A 16,324-nucleotide genomic window follows, 5' to 3' on the forward strand; every position below is an offset into this window, starting at 1 on the left:
GGATATCAAACGCGGTAGGGCTTAGATTTTACCGACCAGGTCCAGAGATGGAGCAAGCGTCGCTTCGCCTTCTTTCCATTTAGCCGGGCAAACTTCGCCTGGGTGAGAGGCGACATACTGCGCCGCTTTCACTTTACGCAGCAGGTCAGAGGCGTCACGGCCGATGCCTTCTGCAGTCACTTCGATAGCCTGGATGATGCCCTGTGGGTCAACGATAAAGGTACCGCGGTCCGCCAGGCCTTCATTTTCACGCATATTTTCGAAGTTGCGGGTCAGCGCGCCAGTCGGGTCGCCGATCATCGCGTATTTGATTTTTGCGATGGTTTCAGAGCTGCTGTGCCATGCTTTATGGGTGAAGTGGGTATCGGTAGAAACAGAATAGATATCTACGCCCAGCTTCTGGAACTCTTCGTAATGGTCAGCCACGTCGCCCAGCTCAGTTGGGCATACAAAGGTAAAGTCGGCCGGATAGAAGAAGAATACGCTCCAGCGACCTTCTACGTCCTGCTCGGAAACTTCGATGAATTCACCGTTTTTAAAAGCGCTGTTTTTGAATGGTTTAATTTTTGTATTGATTAAAGACATCTGTACTTCCTCCGTTTTGCGATGGGAGAAAGATACCGAAGTTAACCCCTCATCTCTAATGGGTAGGTTTTATTGAATCAATAAGTCATACCTTACAAAGCGAACCCGACAAAAGAAAAAGGCCACCCGTTGCGGGGCGGCCTCTTAATGTTGCGCGTTACAATTCCACTTTAAAAAATTATAACAGCGCGGGAATTACAGCACCGATGCGGTGGAAGGGTCAATCCGTGCGGCAGTTGTAGTAACGATGGCTGCAATAGATTTTTCCTATAAAGGAGAATATTCGACAATTCCGCAATGCAGCACATTTTTGTGACAGACAAATTGCAACGCTATCTCTTCGACGCTAGATTGAGCGCTCAGAATTTCTCTGAGGCAAATCGCGCCGGTAAGGCGTCCATTTTAGTGAGGGGCATGCAGTTGTCGGAATTGTTTTCAATCTCGTTGTTTGTGGCCGCCATTGCCGTGTATGCCGCTAAAGCCGGTCGAAACTTTTGGTGGTTTAGCTCCATCCTGCTGATTTTGACGCTGTATATCGTTCTTAATGTGACGCTGGTGGCCAGCAACTACTTTACCGGCGAAGGAATTAATGACGCGGTGCTCTACACGCTGACCAGCAGCCTGACGGGGGCGGGCATCGGGAAATACGTTCTGCCGGGCCTCGGGGTGCTGGCAGGCCTGGTGGTAATTTTTGGACTGCTGACATGGATCCTGCGCCGCCGTAAACATCCGCATCATTTTGGCTACAGCCTGCTGGCCGTGGCGCTCGCGCTGGCTTCGGTGGACGCCTCCTCTGCGTTTCGTCAGGTGGTTGAGTTAGTTAAATCCCAGACCCGCACAGGAGAGTCCGATTTCGCTGCTTATTATAAAACTCCGCATGGCGTTATTAATCATCCGAAGCTGAACCTGGTTTATATTTATGGCGAAAGCCTTGAGCGGACCTATTTCCAGCCGGAATTATTCCCCGACCTGGCACCTGAATTAACCGGACTGAAAGATTCAGGTATGGATTTTAGCCATACCGGCCAGCTGCCGGGTACCGATTACACCATTGCCGGCATGGTTTCCTCCCAGTGCGGCATTCCCTTATTTGCGCCCTTCGAAGGCAACTCGTCGGCTTCTATGTCGAGCTTTTTCCCGAAAAACGTCTGTCTTGGCGATATTCTGAAAGCTTCCGGCTATGAAAACTACTTTATGCAGGGCGCGGACCTGCGCTTTGCGGGTAAAGATGTCTTTTTACAATCCCACGGCTTTGAGCATATCTATGGCGCGCAGGAGCTGAAAAATATCGTCGCCGACCCGACCTATCGCAATAACTGGGGCTTTTATGACGATACGGTGCTGGATGAGGTCTACGAAAAATTTATCGAGCTTTCAAAAGCGGATAAGCGTTTCTCGTTATTTACGCTGACGGTAGATACGCATCACCCGGACGGCTTTATTTCAAAGACCTGCCATCGCCGCAGCTACACATTCGACGGTAAGGTTAACCAGTCGTTCAGCGCGGTAGCCTGTAGCCAGGAACACGTGGCGGCGCTGATCGAAAAAATAAAAGCCTCGCCTTATTTTAAAAATACGGTGATTGTCGTTTCGTCCGACCATCTGGCGATGAATAACACGGCTTATAAATATCTTAATAAGCAGGAGCGCGATGATTTATTCTTTATTATTCGGGGCGACAAGCCGGAAGCCAGGCTAATTCCGGTGAAACGCAGTACGATGGATAACGGCGCGACGGTGCTGGATATTCTGGGCGGCGACAATTATATCGGGCTTGGGCGCAGCAGTATTTCGAGCGAGTCGCTCTCCACCGTATTTATGAATATCAAACAGAAAATCCTTGAATGGAAGCCGGACGTTATCGACCTGTGGGACTTCCCGAAAACCATCACGGAATACTCCATCGATCAAAAGAAAAACACCTTTAGCTACTCCGGCGCGCACTTTAAAATGCCGCTGCTGCTGCGTATTTCCGACGATAAAATTGAGCCGCTGCCGGAAAGCGAATATTCCGCGCCGCTGCGTTATCAGCTGGCAGATTTTTCTGTAAAAGATAAGTTTATCTGGGTTGACCGCTGCTTCAAGATGGCGCGTCTGTGGGATCCGCAACTGGCGCTCTCTACCGGCCTGTGCGTGTCGCAGGGGCAGCTGGGCGGCAAGCCTTCGGTGCGTCTGGTGGAGGCGCAGGCTGATAAGCAGGCGGTGAAATTTGTCGATGGGCCGCTTGATAAAGACAGATTCAACCATAACGTGGCGTCGCTGAAAACCGATGAAAACGCGATTCGCTATCAGGCGGACAGCTTTATCTTCAGCGTGCCGGGCGCGCCGCAAAACGTGAAGCAGTTTAGCGGCATCTCACGTCCTGAGGCCTGGGGACGCTGGTCAAACGCCAATCTGGCGCCAGAGGTGAAGATTGAATACGCCGAACCGCTGCCGGAGAAATTCGACCTGGTGATCACCGCCAAAGCCTTCGGGCCTAACGCGGGAAAAGCGGTGCCGGTTAAGGTAGGCAGCCAGCAGCAAACTTTGACGCTTGGCGCCGAACTCACCACCACCACGCTGCATTTCGATAATCCGGATCGCAGCAATCTGCTTGAAATCATTCCGCCGGAGCCGCAGCTGTCCAATGAGGGCAATATTCTCGGCCATGAACCACGCAAGCTAGGAATTGGGATGGAGAATATTAAAGTGGTGCCCGCGGCTTAACGAAGTCGGGTGGCGCTGCGCTTACCCGACCTACAGTTACCGGATATCGGGTGGCGGTATGCTTATCCGGGCTACAATTGCTGAATGTCGGATGACGCTGCGCTTATCCGACCTACGGTTGCCAATTGTCGGGTGGCGGTATGCTTATCCGGGCTACGATTGCTGAATGTCGGATGGCGCTACGCTTATCCGACCTACGATTACCGGATATCGGGTGGCGCTATGCTTATCCGGGCTACGATTGCTGAATGTCGGATGGCGCTGCGCTTACCCGACCTACGGTTGCCAATTGTCGGGTGGCGCTATGCTTATCCGGGCTACGATTGCTGAATGTCGGATGGCGCTGCGCTTACCCGACCTACGGTTGCCAATTGTCGGGTGGCGCTATGCTTATCCGGGCTACGGTTGCTGAATGTCGGATGGCGCTGCGCTTACCCGACCTACGGTTGCTGAATGTCGGGTGGCGGTATGCTTATCCAGGCTACGGTTGCCGAATGTCGGATGGCGCTGCGTTTACCCGACCTGCGATTGCTGAATGTCGGGTGGCGCTGCGTTTACCCGACCTGCGATTGCTGAATGTCGGGTGGCGCTGCGCTTACCCGACCTACGATTACCAATTGTCGGGTGGCGCTGCGCTTACCCGACCTACGATTACCGGATATCGGGTGGCGCTATGCTTATCCGAGCTACGATTGCTGAATGTCGGATGGCGCTATGCTTATCCGGGCTACGATTGCTGAATGTCGGGTGGCGCTATGCTTATCCGACCTACGATTACCGGACTTACAGTTCGTGTAGGGTGGATAAGCGCCAGCGCCATCCACCGCCATCCGACCCTTAATCAAATTTTACACAACCGCTCAGCCGCCGCATCCAGCGTCGCTTCCTGCTTCGCAAAACACAGGCGAATCAACTTATGCGGGAACGGATCGGCGCAGAACACCGAAAGCGGGATCGCCGCCACGCCCACCTCTTTCGTCAGCCACTGGCAGAAACTCACGTCGTCAAGATCGGAAATCGCGCTGTAATCCGCCAGCAGGAAGTAAGTGCCTTCGCATGGCAGTATTTCAAAACGGCTCTCCGCCAGCTTCTGAATAAACCTGTCGCGTCGGGCGCGATAGAAGGCCGGTAATTCACGATAATGTTCGGGCGCCGCGCGCAGCATATCTGCTATCGCAAGCTGCGCCGGGGTATTGACGGCGAAAGTCAGATACTGATGCACTTTGCGCAGCTCGGCGCTAATTGCCGCCGGTGCCACGCAGTAGCCTACTTTCCAGCCTGTCATATGGAACGTTTTGCCAAATGAAGATACGGCGATCGCACGCTCGCGAAGCTGCGGATGGGCAAGCACGCTGGCATGGCCTTCTTCGGCAAAGCAAATATGCTCGTAAACTTCATCGCTCAATACGTAAACTTCCTGCTGCCCGATTGCCTGCCAGAGCGCGGCATAGTCGCTTTTACGCCACAGGGTTGCCGATGGATTGTGCGGCGTGTTCAGAATAACCAGGCGCGTGCGCGGGCTAAGCTGCGCGGCAAATTCTTCCCAGTCAACGCGGAAAAAGGGCGGTTGCAGGGCGATGCGTTTGAGAATGCCGCCGGAAAGCGTTACGGCTGGCGCATAGCTGTCGTAGCTGGGGTCAAAGCAGATGACTTCGTCGCCTGGGCGAACCAGCGCGGTGATTGCCGCGTAAAGGGCCTCTGTCGCCCCGGCTGTTACCGTGATCCCGGTATTTGCATCAGGTTTATAACCGTAGAGCGCGGCGGTTTTATCGGCAATGGCTTCGCGCAGCGCCTGCACGCCGGTCATCGGTGCGTACTGGTTTGCGCCGTTAGCTACGTGAAAAGCGAGGCGCTCCTGCAAATAACGCGGCCCGTCGAAATCCGGAAAGCCCTGCGACAGGTTAATGGCCCGATGCTGCTGCGCAAGCTGGCTCATCTGCGTAAAGATGGTGGTGCCAAGAGCGGGCAGTTTGCTCTCGGGAATCAAGGGATTCTGGCTCATGGTTAGGCGACCTTTGATGGGATACATGGCATCTTATGTTGCCGGCACTATAGCACGCTGCAGCCAGCGACCTTTAGGCCGGCAAGGAATAACTATATGGCTAATCAGGTGAAAAGAGAGATGCCTACCGGCTCGCGCCTGCAGCCAGGAAAAAATCGAGCTGCTGCCATCTGGCGCCAGCGGCAACTACTCCAGAAGAAAAGCGGCCTGGCTCAGCGGGTAATATCGCCTGGCAATGGGTTATCCAGTTTTTTACTGAAAAAGTTAACCTTAAGCCGGAACATTGAATAACGCGTTCATCTGACACACATTTTGGCGTATTTTTCCCTCGCCCAAACTTATTAAAAAATTATTATCTTTAAACTTGCCAGTGCTATGGTTAAGCACCGAATTTACGACTACTTTTAATAGAGTGGTGCGAGTAAATTTAAACTGCTCTTGTTTTTTATGCTTATTTTCAGGCTTAAGTCCTTTAGAACCAGGTGGTTAATAATAGTGATTATAAAACTAAAAAAATTAATGATGAAGTTGTCGGGCAACTGGCCTTAGCATTCAATTTTCCTGAAAGTAACCAAAGCCGCCTGCGGGAATCGGTACGGGGCAGCTATACCAAACGGCATAAACTAACCGGGGGCGGCGCTGCCTTTAAAAATTAATCCGCCATCCTGTTCGGGAATTATACTGGACGATTATTTTTCTTGCCGCCGAAACTTAAAAGACTCATCTGCTTCACCCTGCTGGATTATTTATTTGCTTTATCAACGACTTTTTAAACAGCCAGTGAGAGCATGACAACATGTTATGTCGCCCTCGCCTGGCCAAAAACTATTTGCCAATTTTAATCAGGGGCTGGCCCTGACTTTTTTAATCGAAAATAAACGAAGCGGCTGCTACGGAGCCGCAAATAAACTATCGAAGCAATAATTTATTCCGTTAAGGCGGTGAAATGACGCTCTTCAACTCTTTTTGGCAGGCGGGTTTCGAAGGTGCCGATCACAGAACAAGATGGGGAAACGCCGTTTCCATGAACGCCGCTACGGGACACGATCTGCGGGCGCGCGAGGACTATCAGCGGCTAAATCCCTTTGGTTTTGCGACCGTCCGTGAAAGCGTCGGCTGGCGTTTAGTGGAAGGCAAAGACGGATATGACTTTTCAACCATTGCGGCAAAGATGGCCGCGGCAGAAAAGGAGAATATCCAGATTTGCTGGACGATTTGCCATTACGGCTGGCCAGACGACACCGACATCTTCGCAGCAGATTTTGTTACGCGCTTTGCCCGCCTATGCGGCGCTCTGGCCGCCTTTTTGCGGCCTTACTATTCGCAGGCGCCCGTTTATTCACCGGTTAACGAAATTTCCTTTACCAGCTGGGGATTGTCGGTAGGGCTGTTTCCCTGCTCCGCGCCTCCCGGCGAGCGCACCGGAGAAGAAGGCAAACGCCAGCTGGTGCGGGCATGCATCGCCGCCTGCGATGCCATCTGGCTGGCTGACCCGCGGGCCAGAATTCTCCATTGCGACCCCATCATTCATCTGGTGCCGCCGGATAACAGTCCTGAATGGCTGGAAGATGTGGCCAACTGGCACGCCGCCCAGTTTCAGTCCTGGGACATGCTGGCCGGTAGAGCAGAGCCGGAACTGGGGGGAGCGCCGCGTTATCTGGATCTGATAGGCGCCAATTATTACCACAACAATCAATGGGAAAGCGGCAGCAATCAGCGGCTTTGGTGGCATCTGGGCGACCCAAGACGCAGACGGCCTTACGAGATGCTGCTGGAGCTTTATCAACGTTACCAGCGGCCCATTTTACTGGCGGAAACCAGCCATGTGGGCAGCGGGCGTGGGGCATGGATAGAGCAGGTGGTAACGGAAGTAGCACAGGCCCAGCTGGCGGGCGCTGAAATATTGGGGGTCTGTCTTTACCCCATCATCGACCGGCCGGACTGGGAAGATGAAACTGCCTGGCATCATAGCGGGCTATGGGAGCTTGACCGCGACGGCGCGGATCCATTCGCGCGACGACTGGATACGGTTTATGCCACCGCCCTGTTACGGGCGCAGCACAGGCTGGATCTCTTTCGCAAGCGACTGGACGTTGTAACAGACATCAGAAGACAAAGGCTTTCTATGAAAAACATTTATATTTTTAGTCACTTACGGTGGGACTTCGTTTTCCAGCGTCCCCAGCACTTACTGACCCGCCTGGCTCAGCATTATCAGATATTTTTTATTGAAGAGCCGCTCTTTTCGCCTGATTCACCCGGGCTTGCGCTTTCGCATCCCGCGCCTAATGTAACGGTGGTGCGGCCTCACACGCCTTTACAGGTAGCGGGTTTTCACGACAGCCAAATCGCTTATATGCAGCCGCTGCTGGCGGAGTTCATTGAGGAAAACGAGACGCCGATTGTCTGGTTTTATACCCCGATGGCGCTGCCCTTGCTGACCGGGTTTACGCCAGCGCTTGTGGTATACGATTGTATGGACGAGCTCTCCGCCTTTGAGAAAGCGCCCAGACAGCTGATGCAACGTGAGTCTGCGCTGCTGGCGCGGGCGGATATCGTTTTTACCGGAGGGCCGAGCCTGTATGCCGCAAAAGCAGGGCGGCATCCCAACGTTCACTGTTTTTCGAGCAGCGTGGACGCCGTGCATTTTGAACAGGCGCTCGACAGAAGCAATCATCATCCGTTGCAGGATGCGTTGCCGCATCCTCGCCTGGGCTATTGCGGCGTTATCGATGAGCGAATGGATCTGGCTTTGCTCGCCGCGCTGGCGGATGCGCATCCGGAATGGCAGCTGATTATGGTGGGGCCGGTGGTGAAAATCGACCCGGCCCGGCTTCCCCAACGGGAAAACATTCATTACCTCGGCATGCAGCCTTATCAGGCTTTGCCGCATTTTATGGCCGGCTGGGATGTCTGCCTGATGCCTTTTGCGCTTAACGCCTCAACGCGCTATATCAGCCCGACGAAAGTTCTTGAGTATATGGCCGCGGAGCTGCCGGTTGTCAGCACCGCGATCACCGATGTGGTAGAGCCTTATGGTCATATTGTGGCCGTAGCCCATGACATCGCGGGCTTTATTCATGCCTGCGAACAGGCGCTGGCAATGACGCCGGAAACCCAGTCCGCGCAGCGTCAGGAGATGAAAGCCATAGTCTCTGCAACCTCGTGGGATAATACCGCAAGGGCGATGCACGAGCTGATGGAGAAAGCATTCGCGCAGGAGCAGGCGGTTCAGGTTCAGGCGCAGGAGATAAACGAAGAGGCGGAGCAGCATCAGGTTACGCGCCTGCCTCTGGCACACGCAGGTAAGGTAAGCGCCGCGCGCTGCCTGATTCTGGGCGCCGGGCCAACCGGTCTGAGCGCCGCGTATCATTACGGCTCTGAGGCCGTGTTGCTCGAGCGTAATGGCAGCGTGGGGGGATGGTGTCGCTCCATTGAAGATAAAGGATTTACCTTCGATTATGCCGGACACATTATGTTCTCAAACGATCCCTACGTGCTGGATCTCTATGACATGCTGTTGGGCGACAATATTCACTGGCAGGCGCGCGAAGCATGGATTTATACCAACGGCGTATATACCCGTTACCCCTTCCAGGGGGCGCTCTACGGTTTGCCTGCTGAGACAATCAAGGAGTGCCTGCTCGGTGCGATAGAGGCCAGATACGGGCAGGCTGGCGGCGCGGTGAACGCGTCTGATAATCAAAAGCTGCTTGCCGACTGCTGCGCTGACGGAACGGTGCCTGATTTCAACCACTCGGTTGCCACAGGCCAGGCGTGCGCAAAAGACAGCTTTGAAGCCTTTATCTACCAGACGTGGGGAAAGGGTATTGCTCGCCACTTTGCTATTCCTTACAACAAAAAATTATGGACCGTACCGCTCTCAGACATGGAAACATCGTGGCTGGGCGGACGCGTGCCGCTGCCGGATTTAGCGCAGATTATCGAAGGCGCTATTGAACCCGTCGGCAAACCGATGGGGCCAAACGCGCGCTTTGGCTATCCGCGAAAAGGAGGTTTCCAGGCGCTGATGTCCGGCTTTTTACCGCATATTCAGGGCGTCGTGGAGACGGGCGCTGAGATTAGCCAGATTTACCCCAACCAGCATATTGTCGTGCTCCGTGACGGCAGGCACTACCGCTACGAGCAGCTAATCAGCACCCTGGTGCTGCCTGAGTTAATAAGGATGATGGGGGATGAAGCCCCCGCAGAGGTGCGGGCGGCGGCCAAAGGTTTGCGTCACGTGTCGGTCAGGTGCGTCAACCTGGGCATAGGGCGGGCGGATTTAACGGATAAGCACTGGATCTACTTTGCAGGCGATACCGTATTTCACAGGATATTCGTGCAGGGGAATGCGAGCCCCGAGTGCAATCCCCCTGGCGGCTGCGGGCTGACGTGTGAAATAAGCTATTCGGACAGCAAACCGCTGCCGCTGGAAGGGAAGGCGCTGACCGACAGGTGCATTCGCGAATGCATTGCGGCAGGTATCTTCAACGCTGACGATGAGATTATCACCACCAATCAGGTCGATATTCCATTTGCCTATGTTATTTACGACAGGCAGCGCAAAAGCAACGTTGAGACGATACGCAGGTGGCTGCTGACGCAGGACATTACTCTGGCCGGACGCTACAGCGAATGGGAATATTACAATTCCGACCACGCTTTCCTTGCCGGGAAGGCCGCCGCCGAAAAAGTAAAAAGCCGGGGCTATGTGCGCTCCGGGTCCGATTCGTAAAAAAAAATCCACGCCATGGCGTGGATTTTTTCTCAGCGACCGGCGAAAACGTTAAAGCACGCCTTGCCCCAGCATCGCATCGGCTACTTTCACAAAGCCTGCAATGTTTGCGCCGCGCACGTAATGGGTTTGTTTACCCTCGCCGCCGTAGTTGACGCAGGCTTCGTGGATATCCAGCATGATGTGGTGCAGGCGAATATCCACTTTTTCGGCTTTCCAGCTCAGACGCGCGGCGTTCTGCGCCATTTCCAGCCCGGAGGTTGCTACGCCGCCCGCGTTGGCCGCTTTGCCCGGCGCGAACAGCACGCCTGCTTCGAGGAACAAATCGGTGGCTTCGATAGTGGTCGGCATGTTCGCGCCTTCCGCGACCGCCTTCACGCCGTTGGCGATAAGCGTGCGAGCCGCCTCTTCATCCAGTTCGTTCTGGGTGGCGCACGGCAGGGCAATATCCACCGGCACGTTCCACGGCTGCTGGCCTTCAAGGTAAGTCAGCCCGAATTCGCGCGCGTAATCCACTACGCGGCCGTCGCGGCTGGCTTTGATTTCGCACAGGCGCGCCAGTTTTTCCGTCGTGAAACCTTCCTCGTCAACCACGGTGCCGTTTGAGTCGGACGCTGTGATAACGCGAGCGCCCAGCGCCATCGCTTTTTCGATGGCATATTGCGCCACGTTGCCGGAACCGGATACCGCAACACGCATATCTTCAAAACCCAGCCCGTGACGCTGCAGCATGGCGTCGGTGAAGTAAATCAGGCCGTACCCCGTCGCCTCCGGCCGGATCAGGCTGCCGCCGAAGGAGAGGCCTTTGCCGGTAAACACGCTGGCGGTATTGTTGGAGAGCTTTTTCATCATCCCCGCCATAAAGCCGACTTCGCGGCCGCCCACGCCGATATCGCCCGCGGGCACATCGGTATCCGGCCCCAGATGCCGGTAAAGCTCGAGCATCAGCGCCTGGCAGAATCGCATGACTTCGCCTTCGCTTTTGCCTTTCGGGTTAAAGTCGCTGCCGCCTTTACCGCCGCCCATTGGCAAAGTGGTAAGGGCATTTTTGAACGTCTGTTCAAAGCCGAGGAATTTCAGGATGGAGAGGTTTACCGACGGATGAAAACGCATCCCGCCTTTAAAAGGCCCGATGGCGGAGCTGAACTGTACGCGCCAGGCGCGGTTAACCTGCACCTGATTGCGATCATCCACCCAGGCGACGCGGAACTGAATCACGCGCTCGGGCTCGACCAGGCGCTCCAGCAATGCCGCACGGCGATACTGCGGATTCTGCTCAAGAAAAGGCCACAGGGTGGTCATAACTTCGCGCACCGCCTGGGAAAATTCGGTCTGGTGCGGGTCGCGCTGTTGTACAGAGGTTAAAAATTGTTCCAGGGAAATAGTACTCTCCATAGAGAATAACTCCTTGTCGTCAATGTTGTTGTGTTGGCTATAGTGGTTATTTTTTGACTATAACATTCACTTATCACGTCGCCGCAAGCGTTTTCTTTTTATTATTCTCAGAGCCGTATTAGCGTTGTTAATCGCTCTGCGTCACGAAACCAGCGCGCGGAAAAGCTTTGTTGCGCTGCAAAAGGCCCCAGGCGGGCGAGAAGTTTTAGTTCGAGAATCTGCGCGTTAACCGCCGTGATTTCTGCTGCGGAAAAATCGAAATATTGCCCGACGTGTCGGTATAACGCTTTGAATAAACTCTCTTTAGCGCAGAAGGCTAACGTTAAGGCTGCGGGGAAGGGCAGGCCGCAGGCGCCCAGCCGCTCACGCTCGGCTGCGTTAACGATGCCATCGGCAATCTCCTGCGCGTCATAAGCGTTGATTATGATTTCGGTATCGATGCCGATACCGCAGGGCCTGGCCGGGCTATCGGCAATAACCGTCGCCAGCGCTACTTTGTCGGTATGGGTGATGCTGCCGGTAAATCCCGGCGGCCAGCAGGGCGCGCGGTGCGGCCCAATGTCGGGAATATAATCGTTCACGCCGCTTAACCGCAGGGCTTCAACGGCGGCGATACGGCCTGCAAGATGCTCCGCACAACGTTTATTTACCGCGTTAGCTAACCGTGAAGCGTGGGGCAACCACAGCAGATCGCCCGGCTGATAAGTGCTGGCAGCAAAATCCACGCGCATAATACGCTGCGTGGTACCGGGGAAGGTAAAGTGCGTGGTATGAGCTTGCATGGCATATGGCCGCGGTCAGAAAGAAAAGCGGGCGGCGTATGCGCTTGGCCGCCCTGCGGAAAGGTGAGGCGTTGCAGGGTGGATAAGCGAAGCGCCATCCACCGCTACCTTCACGCTTAGAAGTGCGTGTTGACGCTCACATAGTAAGTACGGCCGGATTCGTTGTAGGTGTACGCGCCTGCGCCAGCCATATGAGAAGCATCGGTGAGACTGCCCGTGGTCTGCGCGTTACCCGCGCGCCAGTGGCGTTTATCGAACAGGTTGTCGATACCCGCCGTCAGGCTGACGTTTTTGGTCGCATCCCAGGTGCCGCTTAAGCCAACAATGCTGTAAGGGCTGACTTCATTGGTTTCAGGCCCGGTCGCCGCCTGACCTTTGTAGTTATACTTTTTCGGCTGCTGCTTGCCGTACCAGGTGAAGGTCGACTGAACGGAAACGTCCTGCACAATCTGCCAGCTCAGCGTCGAGTTCAGGGTGTACTCCGGGATAACGGACAGGCGCTCGCCGGTCTCCTTGTTCTTGCTTTGCAGCATGTAAGTCAGGTTGTTCGTCCAGTTTACGCTATCGCTAACCGGCACGTTCAGCGTCCCTTCCAGCCCTTCAACCACCGCTTTAGGGATGTTTTCCCACTGGTAGAGATCGGTTTTGGTGGTGCCTTTGGATGTCTGACCGACTGGCGCATAGCCCGCTTCAATTTTGTCGCGGTAGTCGTTACGGAACCAGGTCACGCCGGCCAGCCAGCCGTCGCGCTTGAACTCAAGGCCAATCTCTTTGTTAATGCTGGTTTCGGCCTTAAGGTCGTCGTTACCCATCATGTAGCAGCCCACGCCGGTGCTGCTGGCGTAGCAGCCCTGGCCTTTGCTGTACAGAATATAGTTCGGGTTGGTCTGATACAGGCTTGGCGCTTTATAAGCGCGGGCGATACCCATTTTCAGCGTAAAGTCGTCGCCCAGGCCCTGAGACAGGTTCAGCGACGGGCTCCAGTTGTTACCCACAATGCTGTGATGATCGAAGCGAAGGGCCGGCGTCAGCATGGTGCTGTCGGTCAGCTCCATATTGTCTTCCGCAAACAGGGAGAAAATCTTTGCTCTGGAATACGGGCTGCGATCGGTGCTGCTCTGCCCCGGAATATCGCCGCCCATAAAGGTCTGCCCATTGGAGGCCATATCTTTCATGCGCTGCTGGTTCCATTCGGTCCCAAGCGTCAGATTCTGGTTCACCACGAAATCAATCGGGATATTCACCTCGCTGTGCAGCAGCACGTCGTTCAGGTCGATATCCTTGAATTTGTTACTGGCGAAGATGCCTTCGGTACCGCCGGCCAGGCCTTCCTGCTTACGCGAGTTGCGGGTGTGCTCGTACTGCACCCAGTTGCTGGTGGTAAGCCCGTTGTCCCAGCCGCCGTTCCAGGTCAGGGAATAAGACTGGCGATAAAGGCGGTTGGTCTCTTTGCCGTAGTTCTTTTTCACAATGTCGTTGGTGTTGGTGTTCTGGGTATCGCCCGAATAGAGGTTGCCCTGGCGGCTGTAGCCGGTTTCGAATTCCAGAGACTGCATCGGCGCAAAGTCCCAGCGCACTACGCCGTTGATATCTTTATTGATTACGCCTTCACGCCCCGCAGGCAACGTATTTGAATAATTGCCGGTACGCTCAGACTGATGGCCCTGGTTGATATCCCAGGCGTCGGCCTGGGTTTTATCCAGGTTACCGTACAGGCGGAAGCTGAAATCCCCGCCCAGCGGGCCGTTGAGACTGAAGTTGGTGCGTTTGGTTGAACCTTCGTCTTTATGCTCAGGGGCGTTCAGATAGGTATTCCAGGTACCGTGCCACTCGCCGTTGCCTTTTTTGGTGATGATGTTCACCACGCCGCCCGCGGCGCCGTTACCGTAGCGAGCCGCTGCCGGGCCGCGGATAACTTCAATACGTTCGACCATCTCTGGCGGAACCCAGCTTGCGTCGCCGCGCGTATCGCGCTCGCCGCGCCAGCCAAGGCGTACGGAGTTACGGCTGGTCACCGGTTTGCCGTCGATTAAAATGAGCGTGTTTTCCGGCCCCATGCCGCGAATATCAATCTGGCGGTTGTTGCCGCGCTGGCCGCTGGTGGAGTTGCCGGTCAGGTTCACGCCCGGCATGGTGCGGACGATTTCGGAGACGTCACGCGCGGGCGGGCGCTTTTTGAGTTCTTCAGCGGTGATGGTGGAGACGCCCGGCGCCTGCAGATTCTGCTGGGCGGCCGTTACGACTATGGTGTCTTCCTTGGTGGAGTTCTGTGCGGTTTCTTTGCTGTCAGCAGCGTTCTCTTGCGCAAATGCCGAAGGCGCAACGCTGTAAATTCCCATATTGATGAGCATCAGGAGGGAATACTGGATCTTCTTATTCATTATGAAGGCCTGCTTTTCCGCTGTTCTCTGCGTCTTCCTTGCCCAGCGGGCCAGAGTGCAGCATGGGTGTCATTGGGTGATACCGATACCGCGCGTCAATATTGAACAAAAGAGCAATATTTCCCCTGCAAATCGGCAACTTATTGTTTTCGCTCAGTAGACCGGTAGCCTAACGTGCGCAAATACGCTATTGCAAATGAAAATAATTATCAATAGTATTATCAATATATTTCTATTCGATGAAAATTATTCCATTAATAACATGGGATTAAGCTTTGGTGGCTCAGGTGCAAACGGGAAGTGAAAGCTGGTGGCGGGAGATAGCGGCGCGGCGCGGGCCGTCTGTCCTGTGCGAAAAGGATGGCAATTGCACGGTAACTTTCTGGTGGCGGGATCCGGCAGGAGACGAGCGCACGTCGGACGTTAAACGCGTCTGGATCTATATCACCGGCGTCACCGATCACCATCAGCGTTCCCGCCCGCAAACGCTGGAGCGCGTGGCGGGTACCGACGTCTGGCAATGGCAAACGGAGCTTGCGTCGACATGGCGTGGCAATTACTGCCTGATCCCCTCATCCGGCGAAGACGATTTTCCCGCTGCGGCATTTACCGGAGAGGCGCCAGACCGTATCGCCCTGCGCGAAGGCTGGCGCAAGCTGCTGCCGCGCGCGATTGCCGACCCGTTCAACCCGGATAGCTGGAAGGGCGGGCGCGGGCATCCCGTCTCAGCCCTTCATCTGCCCGACGCGCCGGTTCAGCCCGGGTGGGATAACCCGGCGGCGTCATGGGAAGCTGCTCAATGCATTACCTGGCGGAGTAAACGACTTAATAACCAGCGTCGCGTATGGATTTTCACCACCGGTAACAGCGCACCGGAGCAGCGCCCGCTGGCGATTTTGCTCGACGGGCAATTCTGGGCGGAAGGCATGCCCGCGTGGCCGGCGCTTCAGGCGCAAACCAACGCTGGCGCGCTGCCGGAAGCCGTTTACGTGCTGATAGACATTATTGATAACGAGCACCGCAGCCGGGAGCTGCCCTGTAACCCGGATTTCTGGCTGGCGGTGCAGGAAGAGCTTCTCCCCCGGCTAGGGGAATATGCGGCCTGGAATAATAACCCCCAGACCACGGTCGTGGCCGGGCAAAGCTTCGGCGGACTGTCATCGCTTTATGCGGGGCTGCGCTGGCCGGAAACCTTCGGCTGCGTCTTAAGCCAGTCCGGCTCTTACTGGTGGCCGAAGCGCGACCCGCAGGCGCAGGATGGGCTGCTCATCAGGCAGCTACAGGAAGGTCAAATCAGGCCTGAACCCTTGCGTATTTACCTTGAAGCGGGCATTCGTGAACCGCTTATCCACCGGGTAAATCTGCGCCTTTATCCCTTACTGCAACAGACACAGCAAGCTGTTTTCTACCGCGAGATTGACGGTGGACACGATGCGCTTTGCTGGCGCGGCGGCCTGCTCGACGGGCTGGCCTGGCTCTGGCAAGCCCCGATCAGACAGGAGTAAGGCATGGAATACAGTAATCCTTTCGACGCCCCGCAGGGCCGATTTTTCATCCTCGAAAATCCCGCAAAGCAGTTCAGCCTGTGGCCGGAGGACTGCGCGCTGCCCGCAGGCTGGCAGGTGGTATGCGAGCCCGCGCTGCCGGAAGAGTGCAATCGCTGGCTTAAAGATAACTGGACGAATTTACAACCGACATCTTTTGCGCAAGATGGAGGTTCGAAGTGAGTGAAGTG

General features: G+C 55.2%; 10 protein-coding genes. 5 read left to right on the forward strand and 5 right to left on the reverse strand.

What is annotated here, in order from left to right; all coding sequences use genetic code 11:
* Positions 1-21: 21 nt before the first annotated feature.
* Positions 22-585 (reverse strand): alkyl hydroperoxide reductase subunit C, encoded by a 564-nt coding sequence (ahpC, locus tag WLO31_RS05095; RefSeq protein WP_435929405.1) that lies wholly within the window; start codon positions 583-585, stop codon positions 22-24.
* Between the two features lie 414 nt (positions 586-999).
* Between ahpC and opgB the strand changes: the two genes are divergently transcribed.
* Entirely contained in the window at positions 1,000-3,291 is a 2,292-nt protein-coding gene (gene opgB / locus WLO31_RS05100; protein WP_435929407.1) for a phosphatidylglycerol--membrane-oligosaccharide glycerophosphotransferase, read from the forward strand.
* 841 nt (positions 3,292-4,132) lie between these two features.
* Here the strand turns inward: opgB and WLO31_RS05105 are convergent.
* Positions 4,133-5,293 carry a pyridoxal phosphate-dependent aminotransferase gene (locus WLO31_RS05105; protein WP_435929409.1) on the reverse strand — a complete coding sequence of 387 codons (1,161 nt, stop codon included), beginning with the start codon at positions 5,291-5,293 and terminating at the stop codon, positions 4,133-4,135.
* Positions 5,294-5,389: 96 nt separating this feature from the next.
* On the opposite strand from WLO31_RS05105, the gene WLO31_RS05110 reads away from it, so the two are divergent.
* Both WLO31_RS05110 and WLO31_RS05115 read left to right on the forward strand, forming a co-directional pair.
* Positions 5,390-5,584 (forward strand): hypothetical protein, encoded by a 195-nt coding sequence (locus WLO31_RS05110; protein WP_435929410.1) that lies wholly within the window; start codon positions 5,390-5,392, stop codon positions 5,582-5,584.
* Between the two features lie 655 nt (positions 5,585-6,239).
* Complete coding sequence (locus tag WLO31_RS05115; RefSeq protein ID WP_435929412.1) at positions 6,240-10,031, forward strand: NAD(P)-binding protein; 3,792 nt, start codon at positions 6,240-6,242, stop codon at positions 10,029-10,031.
* Positions 10,032-10,082: 51 nt separating this feature from the next.
* On the opposite strand, the gene gdhA is transcribed toward WLO31_RS05115, so the two are convergent.
* The 3 genes from gdhA to WLO31_RS05130 form a co-directional block, all read right to left on the reverse strand.
* Positions 10,083-11,426, reverse strand: coding sequence for an NADP-specific glutamate dehydrogenase (gene gdhA / locus WLO31_RS05120; RefSeq protein WP_435929413.1), 1,344 nt, complete (start codon positions 11,424-11,426; stop codon positions 10,083-10,085).
* Between the two features lie 107 nt (positions 11,427-11,533).
* Positions 11,534-12,208, reverse strand: coding sequence for an enterobactin synthase subunit EntD (gene entD / locus WLO31_RS05125; RefSeq protein ID WP_435929415.1), 675 nt, complete (start codon positions 12,206-12,208; stop codon positions 11,534-11,536).
* A 116-nt stretch (positions 12,209-12,324) separates the two neighbouring features.
* The gene (locus WLO31_RS05130) at positions 12,325-14,589 is read right to left on the reverse strand and encodes a TonB-dependent siderophore receptor (RefSeq protein WP_435929416.1); all 2,265 of its coding nucleotides are present in this window, start codon (positions 14,587-14,589) and stop codon (positions 12,325-12,327) included.
* A 278-nt stretch (positions 14,590-14,867) separates the two neighbouring features.
* On the opposite strand from WLO31_RS05130, the gene fes reads away from it, so the two are divergent.
* Together fes and WLO31_RS05140 are read left to right on the forward strand one after the other, a co-directional pair.
* Positions 14,868-16,094, forward strand: a complete 1,227-nt coding sequence (gene fes, locus WLO31_RS05135) for an enterochelin esterase (protein ID WP_435929417.1) — start codon at positions 14,868-14,870, stop codon at positions 16,092-16,094.
* 3 nt (positions 16,095-16,097) lie between these two features.
* A complete protein-coding gene (locus WLO31_RS05140; protein ID WP_435929418.1) occupies positions 16,098-16,316 on the forward strand; it encodes an MbtH family protein in 219 nt (72 codons plus the stop codon).
* Positions 16,317-16,324 lie beyond the last annotated feature (8 nt).

The sequence above is a fragment of the Dryocola sharpae genome (genome assembly GCF_051307055.1).
GTDB lineage: Bacteria > Pseudomonadota > Gammaproteobacteria > Enterobacterales > Enterobacteriaceae > Dryocola.